The sequence below is a fragment of the Streptomyces thermovulgaris genome (assembly GCF_002155915.1).
GTDB classification, from domain to species: domain Bacteria; phylum Actinomycetota; class Actinomycetes; order Streptomycetales; family Streptomycetaceae; genus Streptomyces; species Streptomyces thermovulgaris.
Map to the genome: position 1 here is coordinate 1 of NZ_MUME01000011.1, position 26,400 is coordinate 26,400.

General features: G+C 71.3%; 23 protein-coding genes. 9 read left to right on the plus strand and 14 right to left on the minus strand.

Annotation, left to right across the window (positions count from 1 at the left end):
• Nucleotides 1-198: SpoIIE family protein phosphatase (locus tag CCN35_RS00890; protein ID WP_158100364.1), on the plus strand; the 198-nt coding region annotated here is incomplete at its 5' end.
• A gap of 239 nt (nt 199-437) precedes the next feature.
• Entirely contained in the window at nt 438-1,580 is a 1,143-nt protein-coding gene (locus CCN35_RS00895; protein WP_245862953.1) for a site-2 protease family protein, read from the plus strand.
• 14 nt (nt 1,581-1,594) lie between these two features.
• Here the strand turns inward: CCN35_RS00895 and CCN35_RS00900 are convergent, their stop codons facing one another.
• Entirely contained in the window at nt 1,595-2,548 is a 954-nt protein-coding gene (locus tag CCN35_RS00900) for a helix-turn-helix transcriptional regulator (RefSeq protein WP_067388634.1), read from the minus strand.
• Between the two features lie 101 nt (nt 2,549-2,649).
• On the opposite strand from CCN35_RS00900, the gene CCN35_RS00905 reads away from it, so the two are divergent.
• On the plus strand, nt 2,650-4,881 hold the full coding sequence (locus CCN35_RS00905; protein ID WP_086791194.1) for an ATP-binding cassette domain-containing protein: 2,232 nt from the start codon (nt 2,650-2,652) through the stop codon (nt 4,879-4,881).
• Here CCN35_RS00905 and CCN35_RS00910 read toward each other — a convergent pair.
• The 8 genes from CCN35_RS00910 to CCN35_RS27535 all read right to left on the minus strand — a co-directional run bounded on the left by CCN35_RS00910 (nt 4,876) and on the right by CCN35_RS27535 (nt 13,025).
• On the minus strand, nt 4,876-6,009 hold the full coding sequence (locus tag CCN35_RS00910) for a MerR family transcriptional regulator (protein WP_086791196.1): 1,134 nt from the start codon (nt 6,007-6,009) through the stop codon (nt 4,876-4,878). The genes CCN35_RS00905 and CCN35_RS00910 overlap by 6 nt on opposite strands.
• 12 nt (nt 6,010-6,021) lie before the next feature.
• Nucleotides 6,022-6,774, minus strand: a complete 753-nt coding sequence (locus tag CCN35_RS00915) for a HEAT repeat domain-containing protein (protein ID WP_086791199.1) — start codon at nt 6,772-6,774, stop codon at nt 6,022-6,024.
• A 592-nt stretch (nt 6,775-7,366) separates the two neighbouring features.
• A complete protein-coding gene (locus CCN35_RS00920; protein ID WP_086791201.1) occupies nt 7,367-9,169 on the minus strand; it encodes an ABC transporter ATP-binding protein in 1,803 nt (600 codons plus the stop codon).
• A 13-nt stretch (nt 9,170-9,182) separates the two neighbouring features.
• Entirely contained in the window at nt 9,183-10,250 is a 1,068-nt protein-coding gene (locus CCN35_RS00925; protein ID WP_067388625.1) for an LLM class flavin-dependent oxidoreductase, read from the minus strand.
• The gene (locus CCN35_RS00930; RefSeq protein ID WP_086791203.1) at nt 10,247-10,681 is read right to left on the minus strand and encodes a lasso peptide biosynthesis B2 protein; all 435 of its coding nucleotides are present in this window, start codon (nt 10,679-10,681) and stop codon (nt 10,247-10,249) included. Before CCN35_RS00930 ends, CCN35_RS00925 begins: the two co-directional genes overlap by 4 nt.
• Nucleotides 10,678-10,935 carry a lasso peptide biosynthesis PqqD family chaperone gene (locus tag CCN35_RS00935; protein WP_067388620.1) on the minus strand — a complete coding sequence of 86 codons (258 nt, stop codon included), beginning with the start codon at nt 10,933-10,935 and terminating at the stop codon, nt 10,678-10,680. Before CCN35_RS00935 ends, CCN35_RS00930 begins: the two co-directional genes overlap by 4 nt.
• Nucleotides 10,932-12,764 carry an asparagine synthase-related protein gene (locus tag CCN35_RS00940; protein ID WP_067388618.1) on the minus strand — a complete coding sequence of 611 codons (1,833 nt, stop codon included), beginning with the start codon at nt 12,762-12,764 and terminating at the stop codon, nt 10,932-10,934. The genes CCN35_RS00935 and CCN35_RS00940 overlap by 4 nt, the downstream gene beginning before the upstream one ends.
• 135 nt (nt 12,765-12,899) lie before the next feature.
• The gene (locus tag CCN35_RS27535) at nt 12,900-13,025 is read right to left on the minus strand and encodes a lasso RiPP family leader peptide-containing protein (RefSeq protein WP_107470375.1); all 126 of its coding nucleotides are present in this window, start codon (nt 13,023-13,025) and stop codon (nt 12,900-12,902) included.
• Nucleotides 13,026-13,421: 396 nt separating this feature from the next.
• On the opposite strand from CCN35_RS27535, the gene CCN35_RS00945 reads away from it, so the two are divergent.
• Nucleotides 13,422-14,090 (plus strand): hypothetical protein, encoded by a 669-nt coding sequence (locus CCN35_RS00945; RefSeq protein WP_143631341.1) that lies wholly within the window; start codon nt 13,422-13,424, stop codon nt 14,088-14,090.
• Between the two features lie 4 nt (nt 14,091-14,094).
• On the opposite strand, the gene CCN35_RS00950 is transcribed toward CCN35_RS00945, so the two are convergent.
• Together CCN35_RS00950 and CCN35_RS00955 are read right to left on the minus strand one after the other, a co-directional pair.
• A complete protein-coding gene (locus CCN35_RS00950) occupies nt 14,095-14,883 on the minus strand; it encodes a hypothetical protein (protein WP_086791205.1) in 789 nt (262 codons plus the stop codon).
• Between the two features lie 38 nt (nt 14,884-14,921).
• Entirely contained in the window at nt 14,922-15,608 is a 687-nt protein-coding gene (locus tag CCN35_RS00955) for a LuxR C-terminal-related transcriptional regulator (protein ID WP_245862974.1), read from the minus strand.
• A gap of 1,608 nt (nt 15,609-17,216) precedes the next feature.
• On the opposite strand from CCN35_RS00955, the gene CCN35_RS00960 reads away from it, so the two are divergent.
• The 4 genes from CCN35_RS00960 (at nt 17,217) to CCN35_RS00975 (ending at nt 22,249) form a co-directional block, all read left to right on the plus strand.
• Nucleotides 17,217-17,969: an SDR family NAD(P)-dependent oxidoreductase gene (locus CCN35_RS00960; protein ID WP_079129498.1), complete on the plus strand. Its 753-nt coding sequence runs from the start codon at nt 17,217-17,219 to the stop codon at nt 17,967-17,969.
• A gap of 175 nt (nt 17,970-18,144) precedes the next feature.
• Nucleotides 18,145-20,034, plus strand: coding sequence for an SMI1/KNR4 family protein (locus tag CCN35_RS00965; protein WP_067388840.1), 1,890 nt, complete (start codon nt 18,145-18,147; stop codon nt 20,032-20,034).
• 190 nt (nt 20,035-20,224) lie between these two features.
• Entirely contained in the window at nt 20,225-20,884 is a 660-nt protein-coding gene (locus tag CCN35_RS00970; RefSeq protein ID WP_067388611.1) for a hypothetical protein, read from the plus strand.
• Between the two features lie 495 nt (nt 20,885-21,379).
• Nucleotides 21,380-22,249 carry an AraC family transcriptional regulator gene (locus CCN35_RS00975; protein ID WP_067388609.1) on the plus strand — a complete coding sequence of 290 codons (870 nt, stop codon included), beginning with the start codon at nt 21,380-21,382 and terminating at the stop codon, nt 22,247-22,249.
• Nucleotides 22,250-22,285: 36 nt separating this feature from the next.
• Here the strand turns inward: CCN35_RS00975 and CCN35_RS00980 are convergent, their stop codons facing one another.
• Nucleotides 22,286-23,716, minus strand: a complete 1,431-nt coding sequence (locus CCN35_RS00980; RefSeq protein WP_067388839.1) for a dihydrolipoyl dehydrogenase family protein — start codon at nt 23,714-23,716, stop codon at nt 22,286-22,288.
• Nucleotides 23,717-23,737: 21 nt separating this feature from the next.
• Between CCN35_RS00980 and trxA the strand changes: the two genes are divergently transcribed.
• On the plus strand, nt 23,738-24,391 hold the full coding sequence (gene trxA, locus CCN35_RS29905) for a thioredoxin (protein ID WP_268877182.1): 654 nt from the start codon (nt 23,738-23,740) through the stop codon (nt 24,389-24,391).
• 31 nt (nt 24,392-24,422) lie between these two features.
• On the opposite strand, the gene CCN35_RS00990 is transcribed toward trxA, so the two are convergent.
• Both CCN35_RS00990 and CCN35_RS00995 read right to left on the minus strand, forming a co-directional pair.
• Nucleotides 24,423-25,457 (minus strand): LacI family DNA-binding transcriptional regulator, encoded by a 1,035-nt coding sequence (locus CCN35_RS00990; protein ID WP_067388837.1) that lies wholly within the window; start codon nt 25,455-25,457, stop codon nt 24,423-24,425.
• 99 nt (nt 25,458-25,556) lie between these two features.
• The gene (locus CCN35_RS00995) at nt 25,557-26,333 is read right to left on the minus strand and encodes a TetR/AcrR family transcriptional regulator (protein WP_086791209.1); all 777 of its coding nucleotides are present in this window, start codon (nt 26,331-26,333) and stop codon (nt 25,557-25,559) included.
• Nucleotides 26,334-26,400: the final 67 nt, after the last annotated feature.

Below are 26,400 nucleotides of genomic sequence, written 5' to 3' on the forward strand. Positions count from 1 at the left end.
CTCTACACCGACGGCCTGGTCGAGAGCCGGAACGAGCCCATCGACCGGCGTCTGGAGACCTTCCTCGGCCTCCTCGACGACCCGAAGCGCCCCCTGGAGGAGACCTGCGACCGGCTCCTGCACACCCTGCGCCGCCCCGACGACCACGACGACGTCGCCCTGCTCGTCGCCCGGGCCCGCCCCCTCTCCGACGGCTGAGCGCCACGGGCCTGCGGGGGCGGGGCGCGCCTTCGGCGACCGGCCCCTGCGACCGCTCCCGTCCGGCCGTTCCCGTTCCCACCGCTCCCGTCCCGGCCCTTCCCGCTCCGGTCGTTCCGGCGTCACGGCGCGGTCGTCCCCGCTCCCCTCCCGGACCGCGCGCCGGTGACGGGCGACGGGTCAGGCCCCGGCCGTGTGGAACCCGGCACAGCACAGGACGCACGAAGGGAGGCACATCCGTGGTGAAGGCGACCTTCTCGCTCGGGCGTGTGGCAGGCATCCGGGTCGGAGTGCACTGGAGCGTCCTGTTCATCGTCGTCGTGCTCGCCGTGGGCCTCGCGAGCCGGTTCCCCGACGTCCACCCCGGCCGGCCGCCCTGGCAGTACTGGCTCTCCGGGATCCTGGGAGCCGTCGTCTTCATCCTGTCCCTGCTGGCCCACGAGCTCAGCCACGCCCTCGTGGCCCGTCGCAACGGCGTGGAGGTCGACGACATCACACTGTGGCTCCTGGGCGGCGTCGCCCGGCTGAAGAGCGAGGCCCCCACCCCCGCCTCCGAGGTCCGCATCGCCGGGGTCGGCCCGCTGGTCAGCCTGCTGCTCGGCGTGCTCTTCGGAGCTCTCGCGGCGCTGTTCGGCACCCTGTACGGTGCCGGGCCGGCCGTCGAGACCCTCGCATGGCTCGCGGGCATCAACATCCTGCTGGCCGTCTTCAACGCCCTGCCCGCCGCCCCTCTGGACGGCGGACGGCTGCTGCGGGCCCTGGTGTGGCACAAAACGGGCAGTCCGCTGCGCGCGACCGAGGTGGCGACCGGCGCGGGACGCGCGCTGGGCTGGCTCCTGACCGGCGCCGGGCTCTACCTCGTCCTGGCCGGCGCGGTCTTCAACGGCTTCTGGCTCGTCGTCGTCGGCTGGTTCATCATCGCCATGGCGAGCGCGGAAGGCGGTCAGGCGAAGCTGCGGGAGCTGCTGAGCGGCGTCCCGGTGCGCCATGCGATGAGCCCCGACCCCGTGACCGTGCCCGCCTCCCTCACCGTGGCCCAGTTCCTCACGGCTCCCGAGTTCCGCTACCGGCACTCCGCCTTTCCCGTCGTCGACGAGGAGCAGCGTCCCGTCGGGCTGGTGCAGGTGAGGACCGCCGCCGGCGTTCCGGACGTGGAGCGGGACTCCCCCGTCACCTCGGTGATGATCCCGGTCGGGGACATTCCCACCCCCCGCCCCGACGATCCGCTGGTGCACCTCCTGCCCGCGCTGGACAGCAGTCCGGCGCACCGTGCCCTCGTGGTCGAGAACGGCCGGGTCGTGGGCGTGGTCACCAGCTCCGACATCAGCCGGGTCACCTCCTGGCTGGCGTCCTTCCCCGCCGGGCGCGGCCGGGCCTCCTGACCCGTCCGCAAACGTCACAGGCAGCGCAGAAGGCGTGCGCCGAAGGCCCGGAGGGCGTCCCGCAGTCCGGGCGGTTCTCGGACGGTGAAGTCGGCGTCCAGGAACGCCAGGGCCAGCAGCAGCCACTGCCAGGTGTCCGTCCTCAGCACCACTTCGGTCCGCCGGCCGTCCAGGGCCACGATCTCGGCCTCCTGGTACTTGAACGCGTCGACGACGGCGGACAGGGGCGCGTCCACGGTGAGCACGACACGCACCCGGTCCTTGTTGAGTCCCTGGCGCAGGTAGTCGAGTGCGGTGCCGGCGGGCAGGGGCCGCGGTGCGTAGGTGGTGGTGGTCGTGTGCAGGCGGGCGATGCGGTCGATGCGGAAGACACGCCAGTCGTCCTTGCCGGTGTCCCAGGCCAGCAGGTACCAGCGCAGGTTGTGGTGGACGTGGCGGTGGGGCTCGACGCGGCGGGACGTGACCGTGCCGTCCCGGCCGGTGTAGTCGAAAGTGATGACCCGGCGGTGCTGGACGGCCTCGGCCAGGGCGGTCAGGACCTCGGTGCTGGTGCTCGGGGCGGGAGTGGTGCCGGTCTCCAGGCTCGCGCGGAGATGGGCGGCGCGATGACGCAGCCGCTTGGGGAGGAGCTGGTCGACCTTGCCGTAGGCCCGGGTGGCGGCCTCGTCCAGGCTGCCCTCGGCGGCGCTGCCGGTGGCGGCGAGGGTGGCCAGCCCGAGGAGGGTCGCGATCGCCTCGTCGTCGTCGAGCGCGAGCGGCGGCATGGCGGTGCCGGCGGCGAGGCGGTAGTGGCCGCCGGGACCGGGCCGGGCCCTGACCGGATAGCCGTAGCCGCGCAGCCGGTCGATGTCACGGCGCAGCGTCCGGGGGCTGACGTCGAGCCGGGCGGCGAGTTCGTCGCTGCTGAAGGACCGCCCGGTCTGGAGGGTGGCCAGCAGGGCGAGGATGCGCTGGGTGACGTCCGCCATGTGCCCGGTCCCGCTCCCGTCCCGTTTCCGTTCCCTCTGTTCCGTCTGTTCCGCCGCCGTTGCGGTCAGAAACCGGCCGCATCTGCTCCTAGCCTCGCCGCATGCTAGAGCGCGTGATCCGCATCCGGGGTGCCCGGACCCACAATCTGAAGAGTCTGGACGTGGACATCCCGCGCGGCCGGCTGGTCGTGTTCGTCGGGGTGTCCGGGTCGGGCAAGTCGTCGCTGGTGTTCGACACGATCGCGGCGGAGGCCGGTCATCAGCTCAACGAGACCTGTCCGCCGTTCGTCCGCAACCGGCTGCCGAAGTGGACACGTCCCGAGGCCGAGAGGATCGAGGGGCTCTCACCGGTGGTGGTGATCGATCAGCGCAGGATCGGCGGGAACGCCCGGTCCACGGTGGGAACGGTCACCGACGCCTGGACCCATCTGCGGCTGCTGTTCTCCCGCATCGGCACGCCGTACGTGGGCGAGTCGAACCACTTCTCCTTCAACGACCCCGCCGGCATGTGCCCGACCTGCTCCGGGCTCGGCGAGGTCGTGGTGAGCGCCGTCGAGCGGTTCCTGGACCTGGACAAGTCCCTTGCCCAGGGGGCGATCCTGCTGCCCGGCTTCGGCAACGGCGGCTACTGGTACTCCCAGTACGCCGACATCGGTCTCTTCGACGCCGACACGCCGCTGCGCGACTGGACGGAGGCCGAGCGCCAGGCCCTGCTCCACGGCGGCGAGCACGCCGCGCGTCTGGGGACCAGACCGCCCAAGGACTACGAGGGCGTCGTGGAGCGGTTCGAGCGGATCCACCTGCGTACGGCCGACGAGCTCTCCGACCGCAAGAGGGAGGTCATCGACCGGTTCACCCGTTCCGAGACCTGCCCCGAGTGCCACGGCGACCGTCTGAAGGAGGCCAGTCGCACCGCCACCGTCCTGGGCCGCACCATCGGTGAGATGGCCCGTATGGAGATCACTGAACTCGCCGGTCTCCTGGAACAGGTGACCGACCCCGCCGTCGCCCCGGTCGTGGCCGCTCTCCGGGACCGGCTGCAGGCCATGATCACCATCGGGCTCGGGTACCTGCACCTCGGCCGCGCCACCACCAGCCTGTCCGGCGGGGAGTCGCAGCGGATCAAGACCGTCAAGCACCTCGGCAGCAGCCTCGTCGAGATGCTCTACGTCTTCGACGAGCCCACCGTCGGCCTCCACCCGCAGGACGTCGCCTCCATGACCGCCCTGCTGCGGCAGCTGCGCGACAAGGGCAACACCGTCCTCGTCGTCGAGCACGACCCCGCCGTCATGGCGATCGCCGACCAGATCATCGAGATCGGGCCCGACGCGGGTGCCGGCGGAGGGCAGCTGGTCTTCCAGGGCACCTTCGACGAGCTCCGGGCGGCACGGACGGCCACGTCCGCCGCTCTGGACGAACGTGCGCCGGTCACCACCGGCCCGCGGACGGCCACCGGCACGGTCACGGTGGTGAACGCCACTCGCAACAACCTCAGAAACCTGACCGTCGACATACCCACCGGAGTCCTCACCGTCCTCACCGGAGTCGCCGGATCGGGCAAGTCCAGCCTCGCGGCGGAACTGGTCGACCAGCACGACGCGGTCGTGATCGACCAGAGGCCGGTCGGCACCAACCGCCGTTCCACCCCTTTGACCTACACCGGTGCCGCCCCCGCCGTCCGCAGGCTCTTCGCCCGGCGCAGCGGCCTGCCGGCCGGCCTGTTCAGCGCCAACTCCGAGGGCGCCTGCCCCGACTGCAAGGGGCTGGGCGTCGTCTACACGGACCTCGCCTTCATGGACGGCCAGGAGACCGTCTGCGAGACCTGCCGGGGACGGCGGTTCACCGACGAGGTGCTCCGCCACCGGGTCGACGGGCTGTCCATCGCGGACATCGACGGCCTGACCGTCACCGACGCCCTCGAGCGGCTGCCGGACCGGCGGATCCACGAGGCGCTTCTTCCCCTGCGGCGGGTCGGGCTCGGCTACCTCCGCCTCGGCCAGCCGCTCACCACGCTGTCCGGCGACGAGTGCCAGCGTCTCAAGACGGCCAGGGAGCTGCGCGAGGCCACCGCACCGACGCTCTACGTCCTCGACGAACCCACCACGGGCCTGCACCCGCGCGACATCGCCGTCCTGCTCGACGTCCTCGGCCACCTGCTGGACCGGCGCCACACCGTGGTCGTCATCGAGCACAACCTCGACGTCGTCCGGCGCGCGGACTGGCTCATCGACCTCGGCCCGGGCCCCGGCCGGCACGGCGGCCGGATCCTCTACCAGGGACCGGTCGCCGGGATCGAGGGCACCGCCACCGCCGCCGCCCTGAAGGGCTCATGAGGGCCGCCTCCGCGGGCCGGGGCGCCGCGGCATCCCGGCCCGCGTGCCCTCAGGATCCCTCCGCCTGCCCCGGGGGTCCTCCGCCTGCCCTTGGGAGTCCTCGCCGGCCCCGTCCTCGGGGGAGCGCTCGTCCAGGACTGCGGCGAAGGCCGAGGCGACGAGGGCGACAGCACGGTCGTCGTCGTGGGCCAGACGTCGCAGGACCTCCCGCGCGGCGGTCCCCGGCAGCTCGACCAGTGCCTGGGTCAGCCGTATCCGTGTCGCACGGTCCGCGGTGGGCGCGGCGAGTTCACCGGTCAGCGCGGCCAGAACCCGGTCCGCGCACCCGGGGTCCTGGGACAGCGTTCCCAGGGCCTCCGCCGCGTCGACGTCGTGAAGGCCCTCGACCACCATGGCGACGAGTGCCGGCACGGCCTCGGTCCTCCCCCGCCTGCCCAGGGCCAGGGCGGCATGTCCGCGCACCGTCGCATCGGGGTCCTCGAGCGCGTCCGCCAGCACCGCGGTCGTCTCCGGGGTCTCGGGCAGCTCGGCGATCGCCAGCACCGCGCGCCGCCGGGTCCCGGCGTCCTCCGAACGCATGCCGGCGGCCAGTTCCGCCGCGCCGTCGCCGCCCGACCGGGCCAGCGCCCAGCGCAGCGCGCCCGCGACATGGGGGTCGGTTTCGCGCAGGACCGCCTCGGCCAGCAGCCCGGCGGGGGCCGACGCGCCCTCCGGGCGGGTCAGGACGGCCTGCTGCCTGCGCGCGGCGCTGGCCGAACCGAGCCCCTGCATGAGCGCGACGATGCGCAGGACGTCCTGCCAGTCGGCGGGCCCGGACGCATCGATCGCGCGGAGCCGCTCGAGCAGCTCCCGTTCCCGTTCCAGGCGCTCCTCCGTCCACCGGATGAGGTCGCCGACCAGGGCGGACGGGGTGAAGTCCGGGTCCTCCAGCGCACGCCCGATCTGTTTGAGCGAGAGCCCGAGGGAGCGCAGGCTCTCCACGTGGAAGATCCTTCGGACGTCCTCGGCGGAGTACTCGCGGTAGCCGCCCGCGGTGCGGCCGGTCGGCCGCACCAGGCCGAGAGCGTCGTAGTGCCGGAGCATCCGTGCGCTCACTCCCGAGCGGCGGGCCACCTCGCCGATCAGCATGCCACGACCTCCTCAGCCGCCTCGTTCTCCCTCCTCCACCTTCGCAGCCTCCGCCGGCCTGGTGGTCCCTGCGGCCGCGGCGGCGTCGGCGGCAGCGGCACGCTCCGGACCGAGGGCGACGATGCGCCTCGCCTCGTCGACGGCCGCGTCGAAACCGGCCTCCGGGTCCTTGCGCAGCAGCTCGGTGGCCCGGGCGTGCTCGGCCACCACCGGGTCGGGGCTCCTCATGGCCCGCTCCAGGACGGGCCTGGCCACCTCACCGAGGTCGACGAGGGCCCGGCTCAGGCTCAGCCGCACCTCCCGGTCGCCCCGGCCGAGCTGTGCGACCAGTTCACCGGCCAGGTCCTTCCTCGCCTCCTCGGGTGCGAGAACGACCGCGACGCGCCACGCGGTCCGCGCGATCTCGTCGTCGGCGTCGCGCAGCATGTCACGGGTGATCCAGGCCCACGCCCTCCTGTCGCCGATCTTGGAGAGCGTGTGCAGCGCCTGGCTGCGGGCCTGAGCGCACGCGGAGTCGAGCTCCCGGCGGATCCGGGGCAGGGTGATCTCCGGCGGGAGACGGGTCAGCGCCCAGGAGAGCATGTCCCGCACGAAGAAGTCCGGCTCGACCGCGCACCGCTCGACGAGGGGCTCCAGGAAGCCTGGGTCGGGGTCCGAGCCGGCCGCCAGGGCCGCCCGAAGCCGGACCGACGAGTTCTCGGCGCCCAGGGCGTCGAGCACGCGGGCACGCTGCGGGGTTCCGTTGACCGGTTTGATCGCAACCACCTCCTGCGCCCAGGGGACACCTTGTCACCGTGTCAAGGTCAAGCCCGTGACCTGCGGGAGGGAGAAGGGATCCGGGGGCGGGAGAAAAGATCCAGAGGAAGAAGATCCATGAAGGGAAGATCCACCGGCCCAGAACGCAGCTCGCCCGTCCCGAGCCCCCTGGGTGACGCTGCCGGGACACCGGGGAGAAGCGCGCAGAAGGCGCCGGAGACGATCGCCTCCCGGTCCCCCTTGCCTCCGACGGCCGGTGGCCCAGGCGTTGGTGGAGCAGTCCGCGCGCATCAGCAGGCCGGCACGCCGTGCGCAGTCCCCTGACAGAGCTGGTGGAGTGCGGCCAAAAGCCGGTGGGCCAAGATCAGCCGACCGCCCCGCCGGGCGCCTACGGCCCACTTCCGGGACCAGGGCACAAGCCCTGCCGGTGTCAGTCGCGCCACACCGGGACCACCTCAGCGACGAGTTCATTGCCACCTTGGGCAACAGGCCTGTGCTCCTCCGGCCACTGGCGCTCGCTGCCCAGGGCGCCTTCCCCGCCGCCCGGCCACGAGCGGCGGTCAGGAGCCCGACGCCTCACCACCTGCCGTGCACGAGCTGGTCAGACGAGCAGTTGAGTGGCCGCGAGGCGCCGGTACAGGGCGTCCCGGACAAGCAGTTCCTCGTGGGTGCCGGTGGTTCGTACCCTGCCGGACTCCATGACCACGATGCGGTCGGCCGTCGTCACGGTGGACAGGCGGTGCGCGATGACAAGCACCGTCGTCTGCCGTGCCACTTCCAGGATGACGTCGCGCAGGGCCTGTTCGTTGACTGCGTCGAGGTGGGACGTGGCCTCGTCCAGGAGGAGCAGCCGGGGTCCACGCAGCAGGGCACGCGCGATGGCGACACGCTGGCGTTCACCGCCGGACAGCCTGGCTCCCCGGTGTCCGACGTGGGTATCGAGTCCCCTCGGCAGGGATCGTACGAACGCGTCGAGACGTGTGCGGACGAGTACGTCATGGAGTTCCTCGTCGGTGACATCGGGCGCGGCGAGCAGGAGGTTGTCGCGCAGACTGCCGGAGAGTACGGGGGCGTCCTGCTCGATGTAGCCGATGTCAGCGCGGAGTTCCGGCAAGGGGATGTCCAGGATGTCCCGGCCGTCGAGGAGCACTCTGCCCGAGGTGGGCTCGTGGAAGCGTTCCAGCAGGGCGAAGAGGGTGGACTTCCCCGCACCCGAAGGTCCGACGACGGCGGTCATCCCTTTGCCGGGCACCGTGAAGTCGACACCGCGGTGGACGTCGGGCAGGTCAGGGCGGTAGCGGAAGACGACTTTCTCGAAAACGACGGTGGCCGGGGGCCTGGTCGGAGCAGTTGTGGTCGTCCCGCGCCGCACCGCCGGAGCGTCGTCCTCCGTCTCCAGCAGATCCACCTCCCGCAACCGGGCGACGGCCGCCGCCCCCACCTGGAACTGGGTGGTGGCCTGAATGAGCTGGGAGACAGGCTCCGTCAGGTAGAAGAGGAAGAGCAGGAAGGCGACGAGGGTGGACACGTCGATGGCACCCGATGCGACCCGGGCTCCCCCGGCTCCCAGTACGGACAGGAACGACAACTGGACCGAGAGCCCTGCCGATGTACCCATCAGCGCCTGCCATCTGGCCGCTTGTATGCCGTGCCGCCACGCCTCGTCGGCCGCTCGGCGGACGGCGGCGGTCTCGCGTTCCTCCGCCCCCGACGCCTTCACTGTCCTCAGTGCCCCCAGAGCACGTTCGAGTGTCGCGCCCATGGCACCCACCGACGCCTGCGCCCGGACAGTGGCGCGGGAGATGCGTGGCATGGCGGTGGTGACCACCACGCTGACCAGGACGGTCACCCCGACGGAGACGCACAGCAGCACGGGGTCGAGCAGACCCATCATGACCAGCACCCCGACAATGGTGAGAATGCCGTTGGCCGCCGAGACCACCGACTGGGTGGTGACCTGCCGCAGCAGTGTGGTGTCCGAGGTGACGCGTGCCAGGAGGTCCCCGGGTTCCATGCCCTCGAAGACGGGCATCTTCAGACGCAGCAGCCTGCCGATGAGCCGATGGCGGGCACGCAGCACCACCGACTCGGCAGCGTACGCGAGGACGTACTGGCTGAGCGCCTTGAGCGCGGCACCCAGCAGAACGAGCCCGGACAAAAGGGCCAGCGTGCCCGCGACACGGTCGTGTCGTGAGAGGTCCTCGATCAGTTCCTTCGCCGCAAGCGGCTGGAGAAGGACTGCCGCCGCCCCCGCCAGCCCGAGCAACCCGCCCAGAGCTATCCGGCGGCGGTGCGGACGCATGTGCGCCAGCAGAACACGGCCGGTCGAGCGGAACGGTACGGGCGACGGTTCCGTCACCGCCCTCCTGGTGCGGGGGCCCGTGCCACGCGCTCGTGTGAGCATGGCGGAGCAGCCCTCAGACCGCGATCCGGGCAGAGGCCGCGCCGAGCCTGTGCCGTACGAGGGGGAAAACCTCGGTGGCGAGCCGCTCCAGGTTGCGCAGCACGTCGTCGGTGTCTGCCTCGGCCTCCACCTGGCACATCACCCGTGTGCAGCCGGAAGTGCGGATGTGGTGCGTCAGCCGTTCGGCACACGTCTCGACGGATCCGACGGGGTGCGTCGCCATAAGCCTGTCCGCGAGGAGTCCGACGTTCGCCGCGGAAACCGGTGGCGGTGCCGAGACGGTATCCCTCAGAAGGCGGCTGGGGTGGTTGTTGAGGGAAAGGATGAACCGCGCGCGGTCGTGCATGAGCCGCCTGGCATCCTCGGGGTCGTCACAGACCTGCGCGAACACGGCGAACGCGTGGCCCATCGCCGGCTCCGGCCGCCCGCCGCGCAACCGGTGGCGTTCGTAGAGGGCCACCATCTCCGCCTTGGCCTCGGCGCTCTTGTCGACGAACAGCATGAGGGGCAGCCCCCGGTCGGCGGCGAGCTCGATCGACGCGGGAGAACCGGCGGCCACGTACACCGGCGGGCCGGGCGGGTTCCGTACGGGCGGCGTGAGCCGGACGGCGGAGAGGGCCGGATCCGCGGACACCTCGCCGCGCAGCGCAGCCAGGAGGCGATCCAGCGGTTCGGCCAGCCCGGCTCGCCAAGCCGCGAGCCCGGAACCCAGCAGGTCGTACTCGACGCCGGGGAAGCCGCGCCCTACGCCGAGAAGAAACCTGCCGCCCGACAACTGGTCCAGCAAGGCCGTTTGTTCCGCCGTGTGCACCGGCGAGTGCAACGGCAGCACCGTCACCGCGGTGCCCACATGCAGGCTCTCGGTCTTCGCCAGCAGGTACGCGGCGAGAGTGAGCGCCGAGGGGTTGACAGCGGTGTCGAGGAAGTGGTGCTCGGTCACCCACACGTCGTCCAGACCCAGCTCCTCCGCCCGCCGTGCCACCTCCACGGTGCGGGCCAGGACATCCGCCACCCCCTGGCCCGGGTGGCGGTCAGTGGCCAGCATGACGCCGAACCTGAGGTCTTCCTCCCTCGCCTTCATGAGTCCCTCCGGTCTCCGGTCGCGGCGGGCACCCGCATGAGCGTCTGAAAGTACTGAACGTCCTCGCCCTCGCCGACGGGGCAGCCGGCCACTTCGACCCAGGCATGGGCACGGAACGGCTGCGTCCGTACACCTGTGCACCAGTCCGGCCAGTGCCCTCTGGCACGGCACAGCAGCACGGTGGCCACGGAGCGCTGCAGACAGCCCTGGCCCGCGCACTTGCTGCTCACCGACACCACCGCTCGGCGGCTGCGCAGGGCCTCCGCCCGGGTGGCGGGGCGCGCACCGCGCGCGACAACGCTCAGGACGCGACGGAGTCTGGCAGGCGGGAGCCTGATGAGGAACCATGCCGCAGTCACAGCGGCTCGGGCGAGCAGACGTGTGGCGAACGGAACGTGCGTCCGCCGCTCCGGCACGACGGGGAAGCTCACCTCGTCACCAGCCCGGCCTCAGTGAGACGCTTCAGAAGCGCATCGACATCGGCGGTCACGCGCGTGATGTCCAGTGAGAAGCGGGCACTGAGTTCGTCGACGATCTCCGCAACCTCCTTGCCCTGCCGCAGGGACCGTACGACCGCGGCGCCGGTGGTGTTGAGCATCCAGTAGCGGCCGGTGGTTTCGTGGAGCAGCACCATGCCGTCGTCGGTTTCGGCCGCCGCTACATGAGGGGCGAGTGAGTAGCTCATGCGGCTCCTTCCTGTTGGCGCATACGTGTCCGCGCCGCTTCGACCGAGCGCAGCCACACTTCGCAGGCGAGTGTGGTGACCACAGGGATGAACGTCCGTGAGACGGGATGCGGTGCCAGGAGTGCGGCGCGGACGGCGGTGTCGTCCACCAGGCCCAAGCGGGCCAGGCGCATGTCCTCGGTGAGTGCGAGCAGTTCAGCCTTGTGGTGTCGCGCCCCGGCGTACACCTCGGCGCTGGCCTCGCCCTTGGTGGTGCGGTCCAGTAGCGCGTCCGGCACGATCTCCCTCATGGCAGTCGCCAGAACCGGCTTGGTGCGCTCGGCTTCGACGCGGTCGGCGAGGCGCACGGAAAGGGCGGCGCTCACTACCTGGTCGTCCAGGTAGGGAGCGTGGTATGCCACCCCGAACCGGGAAGTGAGACGATTGGTGAGGCGAATCTTCGTCCCGCATTGGCGCACGGCCTGAAGGACTTCGTGCTGCGCGGCCTCGGGAGAGTGGGGCGGGGTTCCCCGGGCGGCCGCCTCGCGAAGGAGCCCGGCGCACATCTCGACCGCCTCGGGGGTTGCCCAAGGCGGCAGCCTGGGGTGGGCTCCCCAGCCGGTGAAGGGCTCGGTGGGCCCGCCGACGGGCTTGGTCAGAGACATGGACGCCGTGATGAGCCACTGGCGGTAGGACGGTTTGCGGAGCAAGTTGCTCAACATCGCACCGAGCGGCCAGCGGTACATGCTGCGGGCGACCCGCAGATCTCGCACAGACCGGAGCCCCTCGCTGTGGGCAAGGGCGTGGTAGAAGGAGGGCGCCGGGCTGAAGAGTTCGTCGCCTCCGTGACCGGTGAGCTGGAGAGGCACGGCGCGGGCGGCCAACTGCCGGGCGACACAAGCCACGACTGCTTTCACCCGGCTCCAGGGATATGGGGCCTCCAGGTCTTCGTCATAGGCGAGTTGGTCAGTGAACGAGAGGGGAAGCCCCGCACTCGGCAGTACGACGAACTCGGCGCCGGGAAGGAATGCGGCGGCGCGCAGCGCCCACTGGGCGTCGTCGTGGGCAGGGTCCACGGCCTCCCTGCGTATCGTCACCAGCCGCCGGCAGCCCTTTTGCCGACTGGCGAGGAAGGCGAGACTCGTGGAGTCCATGCCGCCGGAGAAGTCGCAACCGAGGGCCGGAGTGTTCCTCGCCCGTGCAGCAACCGCGTCGTCGAGCGCATTCCGCACCCGGCGCGCGCCTTCCGCGAGCGTCAGCTCGGCGGACGGAGGGCTCCACCACCGGACGGCGCGATGGGCACCGTCGGGCCGTATCCGGAGGTAGTGGCCGGGGGCGAGGCATTCGACACCCCGCCACACCGTGTATCCGCTCAGCGGCCAGGGCTGCTGCGACAGCAGGTGCCCCACCAATGCCTGCGCGTCGATGTCGCCGCCGATCCTGGCAGCAAGTGTGTCCGGACGGTCGGCCGCGCACGTCACCCCGCCGACCGTGGCGTGGAAGACCTCGTGAACGCCGGACAGGGAGCCCTGCACACGCACCTCACCGTCGAAGGAGACGATCGCGTGATAGCTTCCGGGCACGGACCGGAGGAAGGCATCCAGTGCAGCGACGTCTCCGCTGCCCGAGAGCGCGCGGAGCAGCTCCGCCGAGGTCGTTCCGAAACAGCCGAGCAATGCCAGGCGTTTCCGGCCCACTGAGGCCGTCAGCATCTCCCCGGCATTCCACGCACCCACGATCCATGGGCGCCCGGAGGCATGGGGGATCACCTGCGTCTGTTCAAGGCCCGGGCTCGTCGCGCGAGCCACCGCCGCGCCGTCCTGGTTGTCGGGAAGAACGAGGAACCCCACTTGCCCCCCCACTGGCCGGATGGACGGAATTCGTCCAGGAACTCTGTGTGTGCCGGGCGGCGTGCGCCACCGGGCACACACGACGCCTCCCCCAGCTGCCGTCAGCGACGGCAGAAGGGGATCCTCATCACGGGATCAGCAGCCCAGGAACCAGCACTCGTTGTAGTCGTCCCAGCCCCAGGTGCCACGGCTCAGCGTGAGTTCCGCGAAGTCCCCGATCTCGACCAGGGCGGGGGGCTCGTAGACCGTCTCGTCCTTCATGACGTTCCCTTCTTCTCGGCATCTGTGCGAAAACGCCGCCGGACACGCCACGATCAGCGCTTCGGCGGACAGAAGTGAATCTATGGACTCAGGGGTCCCGGATGCCTGAGTCCGTGGTCCCGCTCATGTCCCGGTTCTGTTCTCGGCGTGGACAGGGTGCGAGCGTCGATCACAGCATGGCAGCAGTGGCCGACGGGTCGCCCTCACTGTCCTCCGGACCGAAAGGACGGGCCTTTCATGGATGCTGCGCGACGGAACGGGTACGGGCGCAGGCAGGCACTGCGCGGTGCGCTCGGTATCGTGGGCGCAGCCGGACTGATGCTGCCGGCTTCCAGCCGGCTCGCCCGGGCGGCGGACTTCCGACCGGATGTCCACGGCCTTCCTCCTGTCCCCGGGATGCTCGGGGACCGTCTGGCCAACGAGTTCTGGTACCAGTTCGACGAGGCCACGTACTTCCGGCAGACGCCGCAACTCGCGGACGCCTATGCGGCGGTTGCCGCCCATGTCGGCGGGAATCCGTTGAAAGGCGTCCGCGATGCCTGGGTGCGCACAGGGACGGCTGCCGGGTATCCGGAGACCTACGCCGCCTTTCTGCGGCCGGTCCGTGAGCCACTGCGCGTGATTTCCGAGGTGCAGGTAGAGGTCTTCCGCTTCTACTACGGCCACCGCTACGACCGGATCCTCACGGCCATGTCCTACTTCGCTCAGGGTGTGCTCTTCGACCCTCGTCGGGCACCGGTCCAGTCGGAGGTGCACACCATGGACGGGGACCCGCCCCTCGCCTACCACACGTGGCACGCCTACCAGTTCGCAAGTGTGCTGCTCGACATCGACCGGCGGTTCTGGAGGGCGATGATCCCCATCAACGGCTTCGCCTGGGCACTCCAGTTGATCGCCAGGCCGAATACCCGGAAGGTCAACCCGCCCCTCCCGCGGGAGACGGTGGCACGGGTGGCGGCGTCCTGGCTCCCGAAGAGCGTCCGGCGTGTCGACGCCGACCTCCTGGAGCTGTACCGTCCCGGGACATCGCCACGCACGGACGCCGCTTCGGGACAGCTCGGCTGACGGATCAGCGGCGCGGCACCGTGTCCGGCGGAGCGGGAAACGACTGGAAAGCCGCATCGAGCTGCCGGGTGTTCGTCGGTAGCCAGGTACATGCCAAACGTCGCAGGGTGTCCGCGGGCAGTGGGGGGTTGATCTCGTCCATGGCCGGAAGGGCCGTGTTCTGAACCGCCCATGCGAACGCCAGCAGCGGAGCCATCCTCCGCCAACGGTCGGTGTCGATGCCGAGCAGCATCATCGCACGCATGAAGAGGTACCAGGTGTGGTACGCCGTCGGCGCCTCGCCCGGGCGGGCGTCCATGGTGTGCACTCTGAGCCCTACGCGTTCCCTCGGGTCGAACAGGGTTCCCTGACCGAAGAACGAGAACGCCTCCACCAGCCGCCGCCTTATCGGGTAGTACGTGTCGAAAACTTCCAATTGCACCCGCGAGAGGGTCCGCAGCGCCCGTGTCACCGGGGCCATAAAAGCGGCATAGTTACGGGGGTAATCGGGTTCCCTGTACATGGCGAACCAGTTTTCGCGCAGGGTCACCGGAAGGTTTCCGCCGAAGTGGCCGTTGATCTGCGCGTAGGCCTCCCTGACGTCAGCCGACTGCTCGTAAAGCGTCGCCACGTTGAACTGATACCAGAGTTCGTTCGCCCGGCGGTCACCAGACATTCCAGGGACCTCGGGAAACTCTTCTCCGCGACGGTCCGCAGCGAAGGCGGTCGCACCGCCCGCCGTGTACCCGGAGAGAACGAAGGCCCCCAGAGCGATCTGAAGAGCACGCCGCCTGCTGTGGTCCTGCACTGCCATTCTTCCTCCTCTGGTACGTCTGCACCGGGAAAACGGAATCACTTCCCCATTCCCGCTCTCCGAGCCCGGACCACCGCCATCGCCCTGTCGTGCACCTGGAGTTTTGCGAAGATGTGCGTCACATGATTGCGGACGGTCTTCTCCGAGAGAAAGAGATTCCGGGCGATTTCCCGGTTCCCCCAGCCTCGCGCCAGCAGGTCGAGAACTTCCCTCTCCCGTGAGGTGAGTTGCGGGAAAGCGAACTGCCCGCGCAGGTCGCGCACGCTGGAGAAGTACGCCCGCATTCGTGCCGCGACGACCGGACCGAACACCACCCCTCCGGCCGCCACCAGCCGGATCGCCCTCATCAGCTCGTCCCACGGTGTCGTCTTCTCCAGGAATCCGTGAGCGCCGGCACTCATGGCGGTGATCACGGACTCGTCGGTCTCTTCCCCGGAGAGGACCAGGAGGCGCATGGGGCGGCCGCCCGACAACTCACCAGCAGCCTGCAGGAAATCACCTTCGGTCATACCGGATGACTGCAAGTCCGCAAGGATCACGTCGGGGCGCATCCGAGGATTCTCCTCCAGCATGCGCAGCGCTTCTTCACCGGTCGACGCCTCACCGGTCAGTTCCATGTCGGATTCGTTCCTCACTCCAACCCGAATTCCGGCCCGGAAGACCGGATACCCGTCCACGAGGAAAACCCGTACGACCGAGCGACGCTCCCGTACGTCACACAGCACACCGCGGTCACACCGTGAATTTACCGCCAGGCCGAATTCGCCATTTCTCCGATAACGTCCGGCCGAATCAATGTGACGCACTGTTGCGGAATCCTGCGCACTACCGCACCCTCGCTCCCCCTGCCGCATCTCTAATTCATTCATGGTATGGATGTTAGTACAGCGACTCAACAACAACAGGGATCAATACCGGCCAAGCTTCCCACCCGGATGCTTGACTCCGCTTGCCGGCCGGTACGGGTTCACGTACGCCTACTGCTGACCGGGCTCACCGGTCATGCGCTGGAGGTTTCCATGATTCAGCCGCGACTTCACGACCTTTCCCGGGAGACATTCCCGTGTTCCCTTTTCCGGCCGGCCCGCATCCCCGAGACGGGATTTCTACCGCCCTATGGCCCTTCCCCTGGCGGAGCGGGACGCATGGAACCGTCAACCCCGTGCAGAACGGTCCGGCCCCCGCAAACCTCCCGGCTGAAGATCCTGTCCGTCCTTTGGCAGGCTGCTCGAGCAGACGAGTGGGCAATGCCGGTGCCCTGCTCGTTCACTCACCCGGCTGGTTGTCCCATTCATTCCCTGAACTCTTCTGAGATACGGGCAGGGCAGGTCGGAGTGCGAGCCGGCAGTTCCGGGCGAGGTCGTTGTCTTTGATGCCCCGTGAGGAACTTGAAGCGTTGCGTGTGTTGTGAGGGGTTGCAGAAGAAGGGCGCCTGAGCACGGCGGACGTCCGCCAGATGCTCTGCGCGGCGTATGTCTGGGCAGTGAACCGGAGCACTGCCTCGCTCCCGATGCCTCCCCCACCAGCGCTCCCGCCCCGACCAGTAGTTCCGGTGTATTTCCGGGTCAGGACGTTCTCCGGGCACCCCTCGCATCGCCCGGCGGCTCCCCCAGCGCCGCGTGGACACCTTGATCAAAGCCGCTGGCCCAGTTGTGCGCTTCGGCCGGGAACTTGGCGCAGCCGCGGGAGAAGAGCCGGTGCTCTGCCCGGATCGGCGCGCGCACTCCGGAGGATCGACGCCGAAAGCCGACCGGAACGAGATGCCGGCAGGCACAGGCCGCAGGGGCGCTGTATCGGACAACCTCCCGCAGACCGATCCGGTCCTCCCGGGGCCTGCTCCAGCGAAGTGCTCAGCCTCGGCTGCTGGTCCGGGCCTGAACGTGTCCGTCTGGGCATGCCCCCCCCACCTGGCCCGCCTCGATGCGACAGCCGTGCGAGTCGCGTATGCAGCAGTGCGACTCGGCGCGACGGTCGAGGCTGCCGGGGCCACGTCCCGGGCTCAGGTGAGCGCGCGATGCGTGCGCGACCGTCATACCTTGACCGTAGGGGCACCCGGAGCGGCCCTTCGTGCCCCTCAGGAGGTGTATGCGCGGCGTGACCGGCCCCGAGGCGGTCCGATGCTCCCCTCTATGAGGGGTGCGGCCGTTCGGAACAGCCCCTGGCCTCACGGCGATCTCAGGAATCGCCGATGACGGAGGTCCATGACGAGAACGGAATCCCACGGTGACAGGGGTGCTCTCCCCGCAAGCCGGTTCGCGACCGGGCCGGCGAGTCCTGGATGCAGCGCCACCGCACAACCGCGGTCCTCACCTCTTGACACGGAGGACAGCCTCATGGGTGCTCTTGAACTGACCGGGCGCGTGGCCCTGGTGACCGGGGCGACCAGCGGCATCGGCGCCGCGACCGCGGTGCTGCTGGCCCAGCGGGGCGCCCATGTCCTGGTCCACGGCCGCAACGGCTCCCGCGGCGAGTCCGTGGTCGCGGCCGTCCGCGACCACGGCGGCAAGGCCGACTTCGTCGCCGCGGATCTGCGCGAGGCACCGTCGGTGCGGCAGCTGGCGCGGCGGGCCGTGGACCTGGGGGGCGGCCGGGTCGACCTCCTGGTGAACAACGCGGGCATCTACCCGCTCGGGCCCACCGAAAGGACGACGGAGAACGAGATCGACGCCGTCCACGCGGTGAATGTGAAGGCGCCGTTCCTCCTGGTGGCGGACCTCGCGCCGGCGATGGCCGAACGGGGCAGCGGTGCGATCGTCAACGTGAGCACCATGGTCGCCGCCTTCGGTATGGCGGACACGGCCCTGTACGGGTCGAGCAAGGCGGCCGTGGAGCTGCTGACCAAGGCATGGGCCGCGGAGTACGGCCCGCGCGGGGTGCGGGTCAACGCCGTCCGTCCCGGGCCCACCCGCACCGAGGGCACGGCCGGCATGAGCGAGGCCCTCGACGCCCTGGCCGCCCGGGCCCCGGCCGGCCGGCCGGCCGATCCGAAGGAGATCGCCGAGGCGATCGCCTACCTGGCCAGCGACGCGGCAAGCTTCGTCCAGGGCGCCGTGCTCTCCGTGGACGGCGGCCGCACCGCCGTCTGACGGCGCGGAGTCCGCCGGCCGCTCCGCCGGCCGGGACCGTCCGGGCGGGCGGGGTCGCCCGGCGCGGTGCGCGTGCACCGGCACGGCGGGCCGTGCCGGTGCACGCGCACGAACGAGCCCCTGGACCACGGGACGTGACGGGGCGATGTCAGTGGCGGCTGACAGCATCGGCCGCATGGCGGACACCACGGCATTCGACTGGCGCTCCTTCCTGCTCAGGTGGAGCGAGGAGTGGGCGGACTCCCTGTCCGCCGACGAGACGCGGAGCGAGGACGACGAGGCCGCGCGGCGGGCGCGGTGGCTGGGGTTCCCGCCCGCGTCCGAGGAGCGGATCACGGCCCTGGAGGAGCGCCTCGGCCGACGGCTGCCCCCGTCGTACCGGGAGTTCCTCAAGGTCAGCGACGGATGGCGGCACGCGGGCGGGTTCGTGCGGCTGCTGGCGGGGACGGAGGACGCGCACTGGCACAACAACGCGTCGGGGCTCGCGGGGGTCTTCGAGGACCACCGGGGCGAGGACGCCGGGTCCGAGGAGCGGCGGCAGACGAGCCTGTGGTGGCGCGGGCTGCAGCTCGATGTGGAGTCCGACGTCACCTACGTCCTGCTGGACCCCGGGGACGTGGACGAGGACGGCGAGTGGGCCGTCTACACATGGTCGAGCTGGCTGGCCGCCCCTCCCGAGCGGCATGCGAACTTCCGTGAGTTCATGCGGGACATGTACCGGGAGTTCCACAGCCTGCGGGCGAACCGGGACGACGGGAAGCCGTTCGTCAACGACACGACGCGCACGCTGGACGCCCTGGTGGAGGAGGCCCGGCTGGAGGCCCTGCGCGGCGGCTGGGAACGGGCCCGAAGGGCGCTGGACGAGGCCAGGGGATACGGCAGACCGCGGGCGGCGGGGCTGGGCGACCAGATACGCCGTCTGCTCGGGCAGACCTCCATGGTGTACTTCGACGGGCTGCTGACGGACCCGCGGTACGCGTCCGAGCTGCTGCCGCCGCTGGTCGCCGAGCACGCGGCGCACTCGTACCGCGACGACTCCGCGCTGACGCTCCATCTGCGGGGCGCCGACGACGCTCTGGTGACGCTGGCCCGCACGCTGCTGGACCAGGTGAGGAACGGCACGTACCGGTACACGGCGACCGGACCGTTCGGGGAGGCGGTCGAGCAGGCGCGGGAGCTGGCGCGGTGGGGGGACACCGACGGGGCGTGGCGGGCGCTGATGAACGCTCTGCCCCTGTGGGAGCCGCTGGGACCGGACCACCTGGCGCCGCTGGGTTGGGTGGCCGACCCGCTGCTCGGGCCGCTGCTGACTCCGGAGCGGGGGCGCGAGCTGCTGTCCACCCCGCGGGGCGGGCAGACGGGCAGGGCGCCGGCTCCGTCCGCCGGACTCGACCCGGACGGCCTGGCATGGCTCGCGGAGCCGGATCCGGGCAACAAGCGCACGTCCTACCGGTTCGTCCTGGTGGAGGGCGTGGGGCCGGAGGAGCTGCCCGGACGTCTCGCGGACGGGGACGGCACCGTGCTGAGCGAACCCATGACCTTCTGGGAGGCGCACCACAAGAAGCTGGACGGCCGAAGGGAGTTCTCGTCCTACGAGGACAGGGCTCTCATGGCGGTCGGCCGGGCCGGCGACGGCTGGAGTTTCGCCTTCGACGGGGATCCGGCCCCGTTCCTCCGGCAGCGGTTCGTCTCCCCGGCCGTGGCCGCCAGCGCGGGCACCCGCGCGGTGGTGGTGTGGTCCGGTCTGAGGTCGTGGTACGGAGAGCCGTTCTTCCACCTCTCGGTGGCGCAGGACGGTGCCGAGCAGTACGCGTTCACCTACGCGGACGGGGAGATCCAGAAGAGCGGGGAGATACCGCGGGCCCTGGACCCGGACCGGTTCTTCGCCGGCCCGGAGGGCGGCACCGACGCGGAACGCCCGCTGCTGGAGGCGGTGACCGAGGAGTTCGGCGTCCGTCTGCCGCGTCACGCGATCGTGCGCGGGCGGCTGCACACGTTCACCACCCGCTCCTGGACGCGGCCGCCGGGGGAGGGCGAGACCTACGCGGTGCTCCGCATGCTCTAGAAGCCGCCCGGCGGACGTGCGGCCGGCGGGGCCGTCGCCCGACTGGGTCACCGGGCGCGCACCCGCGCACACGGCCCGGCACAGTTGGAGTACAGCCGTCGACGAGCGCGGAACACCGTCAGCGCCTGCCCCGCGGCAGGGGACTCATCGGCCGGGAGAACGTCACCGCAGCGGTCCGCCGGGAGGATCCATGCACGACAAGCCGCTCAGCAAGCTCGCCGGTCACCTCCTGAACCGGCGGGCGGGCGCGTCACGCCCCGCGCGGCACCGCGTCGCACCCGACGCGTTCGGCCTGGAGGAGGCGAAGGTCCTCCGCTTCACCGACGGCACGCTGGACGCCGCAGGGGAGCAGCGCCTCGCGGAGGAGGTCGCCGAGATCCTTCCCCTGAACTGGTCCTTGACGTACAGGGGCAAGGAGCGGCTGCACGCGGTCGTCGAGCACCTCGGCGGTGAGTCCGGGCTGCTGCGCTGGCTGGACCGCCACCCCGGCCTTCCGCGTCTGACCGCACGGCTGGTCGCGCTCACGAGCACCCTCGACCGGTACAGCGAGGACGCGGACGTCGTCGAGGCGCTGTGCTCGTTGCGTGCCCAGAATCCGCCTCCCGCCGAGCTGGAGGGCGTTCTGCCGCCGGACACCGACGCGGAGACGCTCAGTGCCGTCTCCTACCGCGTCGAGGAGCTCCTCTTCGAGCGGCACCCGCAGGACGCGGCGCGGCTCGCCCTGGCGGCGACGGACTGGCTGCGGAACATCGCCCGGCAGGCGACGTCCGCGTCCGGCCAGGTCGGTGAGATGGGCGACCTGATGGCCCATCTGCACCGGGACATCGACGAGGCCGGCGCGGAGACGTAGCCGGCGCGCACAGCGCATGGGATGCCGGCTGCCGAGAGGGCCGGAGCAACGACGGCCGGGGCGGCGGATCGGCCAAGAGGCCCCTTCACGCCGCTGCCCGGGCAGGTACGGCTCGTCGCCTGCGCCGAGTGCCAGGGGTGGGGGAAGCTGCTGAGGAAGTGCCGGTACGCGTCGCCCGTCGGGCCGGGCCGGACGATCTCCCACTACGAGGGCCGGTACCGGGTGCGGGTTCCGGAGGCACGTACCGGGCGCCCGCCCGGCACGCACAGCATGGCCGGGCGGACCTCTGTCACCTGCACGCCCTTCGTCAGGGGTGGCCCCGACAGCGAGGTGGTGGAGCCGCCGGACGACGCCGTTCCGCGAACGTTTCCGAGGCCGTACGCGCGCGATGGGAAGCCCTGGGCCCGGGCGCGGCCACGCATGATCGGATCGGTTCGCAGCGGTCGGGCCCGGCCAGGGGGTCCGCTGCCAGAGTTGAGGGCGAAAGGAGGCCTCATGATCTCGGCGCTCAACCGGCTCGTCGATCTCGTCGAGGAACGCCTCACCGAGGAGCTCGACCTCGAAGAACTGGCCGCGGGACTCGGGACCACCGAGTACCACCTGCGCCGGATGTTCTCGTCGCTGGCCGGCATGCCGCTGTCGGAGTACGTGCGGCGGCGGCGCATGACCGTCGCCGCCGGTGACGTCGTCCGGGGCGAGGAGGACCTGCTGGAGATCGCCGTCCGGCACGGGTACGGCTCGCGGGAGGCGTTCGGACGTGCGTTCCGGGCGGTTCACGGCGCCGGTCCCGCCCAGGTGCGCCGCGACGGAGGCCCCTTGCGTACACAACCGCAGCTCAGGTTCCGCCTGACCGTCGAAGGGAGCAGTCCCATGGACACCCGTCTCGTCGACCGCCCCGCGTTCCGCCTGGTCGGACACTCCGCCCGGGTCCCGCTCATTCATCACGGAGTCAACCCGCACATCCAGCAGCACATCGCCTCCATCCCGCAGGAGGAGCACCAGCGTCTGAAGGCCCTCGGCGACACCGAGCCGGCCGGCCTGCTCCAGGTCAGCGACGGCGTCGACCCCGACGGGCGGGAGGGCACCGAGCTGACCTATCTGCACGGGGTCGCCATCGGCCGGGACACGCCGGTCCCGGACGGGCTCGACGTCATCGAGGCGCCGGCGGGCATGTGGGCGGTGTTCCGCTCCAGCGGTCCGCACCCGCAGGCCCTGCAGACCGTCTGGGCGGCCACCGCGACCGAGTGGTTCCCCTCCAACCCGTGGCGGCTGCGGCCGGGGCCCTCGATCGTCGCGGTCCTCGAGCGGGCCGACGACTTCAGCACCGCGACCTGCGAGCTGTGGCTTCCCGTCGAGTCCGCGTGACGACCCGACGGCGCGCGGTGCGCCGGCGGCGGGGCGTCAGCCCCGGTACGCCTCCAGCAGCCGCAGCCACACCTCGCTGATCGTCGGGTACGAGGGCACCGCGTGCCACAGCCGTTCGACGGGAACCTCCCCGGCGACGGCGATGGACGCCGAGTGGAGCAGTTCGCCGACGCCGGGGCCGACGAAGGTGACGCCGCGCAGGATCTCCTCGTCGAGGTCGACCACCATGCGGGCCCGGCCGCGGTAGCCGTCGCCGTACAGGGACGCGCCGGCGACCGAGGAGAGGTCGACGTCGACGGCACGGACGCGGTGGCCGGCCCGTTCGGCCTCGGCGAGGGAGAGGCCCACCGCGGCGGCCTCCGGGTCGGTGAAGACGACCTGGGGGACGGCGCGGTGGTCGGCGGTGGCGGAGTGCGCGCCCCAGGGGTCCGTCTCCAGCAGGGGGACGCCCGCCGCGCGGGCGCTGATGGCGTTGCCCGCGATCCGGGCCTGGTACTTGCCCTGGTGGGTGAGCAGGGCGCGGTGGTTGACGTCGCCGCACGCGTACAGCCAGGTGGTGCCCTCGACCCGCAGGGTGTCGTCCACGGAGAGCCAGGAGCCGGGTTCCAGGCCCACGGTCTCCAGGCCGATGTCGTCGGTGCGCGGGGCGCGTCCGGTGGCGAAGAGGATCTCGTCGGCCTCGAAGCGGTCCCCGGTGCCGGTCGCGGCGATCACGGTGCCGTTCTCCCGGGTCACCGACTCCACCGAGGTGCCGGTCCGGATGTCGACGCCCGCTTCGGTGAGGGCCTCGGCGACCAGTTCGCCGACGAAGGGCTCCATGCGGGCCAGCAGCCCCTCGCCGCGGACCAGGACGGTGACCTGGGAGCCGAGGGCCTGGAAGACGGTGGCCATCTCGGTGGCGACGACACCGCCGCCGACCACGATCAGCCGCCGCGGCACCTCCTTGGCGCTGGTGGCCTCGCGGCTGGTCCACGGCCCGGCCTCGGCGAGGCCGGGCAGGTCGGGCAGGCGGGCGCGGGTCCCGGTGCAGACGGCGACGGCGTGCCGTGCGGTCAGCGTCCTGACCTCCCCGTCGGCGCCGGTGACCGTGACCGTGCGCTTTCCCGCCAGCCGGCCGTGCCCGCGGTACAGGTCGGCGCCGATGCTCTCCACCCAGCGCACCTGCCCGTCGTCGTGCCAGTGGGAGGTGTACTCGTCCCGGCGGGCGAGGACCGCGGCGGCGTCCAGGGGGCCCCGCACCGCCTGGCTCAGACCGGGCAGGCGGCGGGCGTCGGCCCGGGCGAGGACCGGGCGCAGCAGGGCCTTGCTGGGCATGCACGCCCAGTACGAGCACTCGCCGCCGACCAGCTCGCTCTCCACGATCGCGGTGGACAGCCCGGCCGCGCGGGTGCGGTCGGCCACGTTCTCGCCCACGGGTCCGGCGCCGAGCACCACGACGTCGTACGCGATGGTTTCCGTTTCCGTCATGAAGTCAGTCTGGTGGCTGGTGTGCGGGTCGGCCACACGGGTAAGCACCCGGAATACCCGTGGGGTCGGCCGTGTTGTGCGGGTGGCTTCGCACGGCGTCAGGTCCCCCGGAGAACCTGCGGAGGACCTCCGGAGAACCTCCGCGGACCCACCGGATCCCCGCCGGGGAGCCGGGATCCCCGCGGAAAGCCCCCGTCGGAACCCCACCGGAAACCCACCGAGACCCCAAAAGCCCACCGCGAGACCGCCGGAAACCCACCGGAAGCCCACAGGAAGAGAGAACGCGACATGAGCAGCACCGTGGAGCTCACCAAGGAGAACTTCGACCGGACGGTCGCCGAGAACGACTTCGTTCTCATCGACTTCTGGGCCTCCTGGTGCGGGCCGTGCCGGCAGTTCGCCCCGGTCTACGAGAAGGCGGCCGAGGAGAATCCGGACCTGGTGTTCGGCAAGGTGGACACCGAGGCGCAGCCGGAACTGGCGGCGGCCTTCGGGATCCAGTCCATTCCGACGCTGATGATCGTCCGTGATCAGGTCGCGGTGTACGCGCAGCCGGGCGCCCTGCCCGAGGCCGCGCTCGCGGACCTGATCGGGCAGGCCCGCAGGCTGGACATGGACGAGGTCCGCAGGGCGATCGCCGAGCAGCAGGCGCAGGGCGGCCGGCAGGAGCGGTGAGGCCGTCCCACGGGCCGCTCCCCGGGCCGTCTCAGGTGGACTCGCGGTGCACCACCCGCGCGCCCAGCGCCGGGTGTCTCTCGAGCGGGGCGCCGGGGTTCCGGACGGCGCGGTCGACCAGTTCGGCGAGGTCGCGGCCCGAGGGCAGGTCGATGTGGACGGTGCTCAGCCGGGGCCGCAGCAGCCGGCCGAGCATGAGGTCGTCGGCGCCGATCACGGCCGTCTCCTCGGGGATGCGGATGCCCGCGTCCTGCAGGGCGCGCATCAGCAGCATCGCGTACTCGTCGTCGTAGGCGAACACCGCGTCCAGGCCGAGGCCGCGCCAGCGGGCGGCGAGGCGGGCCGCGGAGTCCTCGTCGTAGCCGAGGGGCAGTTCGGTGACGCTGCCGTCGGTGCCCTCCAGGGCCCGTCGTACGCCCTCCAGGCGCGGGCGGGAGAAGATGTCCAGGCCGCTTTCCTCGGGCACGACCACACCGATGCGCCGCCGGCCCCGCTCGTACAGGTGGACGCCGGCCCGGTGGCCCACGCTCGTGTGGTCCATGAGCAGGGCGTGGGCGCCCTCCACGGCCTCCGGGCCGACGGTGACCACGGCCCGGGCGCCGGAGCGCTTGAGCACCGCGACGCCCTCGGGGCCGAGCCCCGTGCCGGGCACCAGGACGGCGACCGGCCGCAGTTCCGCCCAGGCCCGGGCGGCCTCGTCACCGGGCAGGCCGATGGTGCCGTGCTGCACGACGGTGTAGTCGAGGCGGCCGAGCGCCCACTGGAGTTCGTTCAGGAACCGGCCGTAGAGCCGGCCGGCCGGGACGGACGGGGCGGGTATCAGGACCATGCGGCTGTGCCCCGCGCGCAGGCTGCGGGCCGCCGCGTGCGGCACGTATCCGAGTTCTCTGGCGGCCTCGTGGACGCGGCGGCGGGTGGGCTCGCTGATGCGTACGGCCCTGGTGTTGTTCAGGACGTAGGAGACGGTCGCGCGCGAGACGCCGGCCAGTCGGGCCACGTCGGCGCTCGTGGGCACCGAGCGCGGTGCGGGCGACGGGGGCGCGGCGGGTTTCGGGATCTGCACCATGACGTACCGCATCTTGGCAGAAGCCGCGAACGACGCTTCGGGCGGGTCAACTGCCGGAAAACACACAGAAGTTGAAGCCGAAACGGTGTGCGGGTGAAGTCACTTCCCCGATGCGGTGCGGGTGACGCCCGATGCGGTGCGGGTGACGCCCGATGCGGTGCGGGTGACGCCCGATGCGGTGCGGGTGACGCCCGATGCGGTGCGGGTGACGCCCGATGCGGTGCGGGTGACGCGGTCGACCAGGTCGCACCAGCCGGCCTGCAGCCGTTCCATCGGCATTTGGCACTGCTGGGTCAGGTGGTGGATGAGGGCGGGCTCGAGGTATCCCATCAGCGTCTGGGCGAGGAGCTCGCTGTCCGCGTCCGGGACCGCCTGCCGCAGCAGCATCACGACATGGGCGTGACGGACCCGGCGGGCCGGCACGAGATAGCGGCGCTCCGGGCAGGGTTCGGCCGCCAGCTGCAGTTCCAGGTCGTCGGCGGCGCGGCGCAGTGCGGCGCAGCCGAACGCCCGCAGCCGCTCCACGGGCGGTGCGCCGGGGCCCATCGGGGGCTCGCCGTTGAGGAAGGCCGCCTGGAACTTCTTCTCGGAGTGGTCCAGCAGCGCGTTCAGCAGGCCGGTGCGGTCGCCGAAGCGGCGGAAGACCGTGCCCTTGCCCACCTTGGCGGCGGCGGCCACCGCCTCCATCGTGACGCCGGCCGCGCCGTGCTCCGCCACCAGCCGCGCGGCGGCGTCCAGCAGCCGGGCGCGGTTGCGTGCCGCGTCGGCCCGCAGGGCGGGTTCGTCCTCACCGGTGCCGATGTCGAGCAACACCGGCGTCACCGCGGGGTCCTGGGGCTGTTCGGGCTCGGTGCAGCGCTGCAGGGAGCGGGACATGAAGACAGCGTAAAGCACGGGGAAGAAAACTGGACCGCGGTCCGGTTATGCTGCTAGAAAATTTAAT

Excerpts from the sequence above, each read along its gene's own strand:
- CCN35_RS00900 (WP_067388634.1), bottom strand. The coding sequence starts at position 2,548 with ATGGCGGACGTCACCCAGCGCATCCTCGCCCTGCTGGCCACCCTCCAG.
- CCN35_RS00905 (WP_086791194.1), top strand. The coding sequence starts at position 2,650 with ATGCTAGAGCGCGTGATCCGCATCCGGGGTGCCCGGACCCACAATCTG.
- CCN35_RS00910 (WP_086791196.1), bottom strand. The coding sequence starts at position 6,009 with ATGCTGATCGGCGAGGTGGCCCGCCGCTCGGGAGTGAGCGCACGGATG.
- CCN35_RS00920 (WP_086791201.1), bottom strand. The coding sequence starts at position 9,169 with ATGCTCACACGAGCGCGTGGCACGGGCCCCCGCACCAGGAGGGCGGTG.
- CCN35_RS00925 (WP_067388625.1), bottom strand. The coding sequence starts at position 10,250 with ATGAAGGCGAGGGAGGAAGACCTCAGGTTCGGCGTCATGCTGGCCACT.
- CCN35_RS00935 (WP_067388620.1), bottom strand. The coding sequence starts at position 10,935 with ATGAGCTACTCACTCGCCCCTCATGTAGCGGCGGCCGAAACCGACGAC.
- CCN35_RS27535 (WP_107470375.1), bottom strand. The coding sequence starts at position 13,025 with ATGAAGGACGAGACGGTCTACGAGCCCCCCGCCCTGGTCGAGATCGGG.
- CCN35_RS00945 (WP_143631341.1), top strand. The coding sequence starts at position 13,422 with ATGCTCGGGGACCGTCTGGCCAACGAGTTCTGGTACCAGTTCGACGAG.
- CCN35_RS00950 (WP_086791205.1), bottom strand. The coding sequence starts at position 14,883 with ATGGCAGTGCAGGACCACAGCAGGCGGCGTGCTCTTCAGATCGCTCTG.
- CCN35_RS00960 (WP_079129498.1), top strand. The coding sequence starts at position 17,217 with ATGGGTGCTCTTGAACTGACCGGGCGCGTGGCCCTGGTGACCGGGGCG.
- CCN35_RS00965 (WP_067388840.1), top strand. The coding sequence starts at position 18,145 with ATGGCGGACACCACGGCATTCGACTGGCGCTCCTTCCTGCTCAGGTGG.
- CCN35_RS00970 (WP_067388611.1), top strand. The coding sequence starts at position 20,225 with ATGCACGACAAGCCGCTCAGCAAGCTCGCCGGTCACCTCCTGAACCGG.
- CCN35_RS00975 (WP_067388609.1), top strand. The coding sequence starts at position 21,380 with ATGATCTCGGCGCTCAACCGGCTCGTCGATCTCGTCGAGGAACGCCTC.
- CCN35_RS00980 (WP_067388839.1), bottom strand. The coding sequence starts at position 23,716 with ATGACGGAAACGGAAACCATCGCGTACGACGTCGTGGTGCTCGGCGCC.
- CCN35_RS00990 (WP_067388837.1), bottom strand. The coding sequence starts at position 25,457 with ATGGTGCAGATCCCGAAACCCGCCGCGCCCCCGTCGCCCGCACCGCGC.
- CCN35_RS00995 (WP_086791209.1), bottom strand. The coding sequence starts at position 26,333 with ATGTCCCGCTCCCTGCAGCGCTGCACCGAGCCCGAACAGCCCCAGGAC.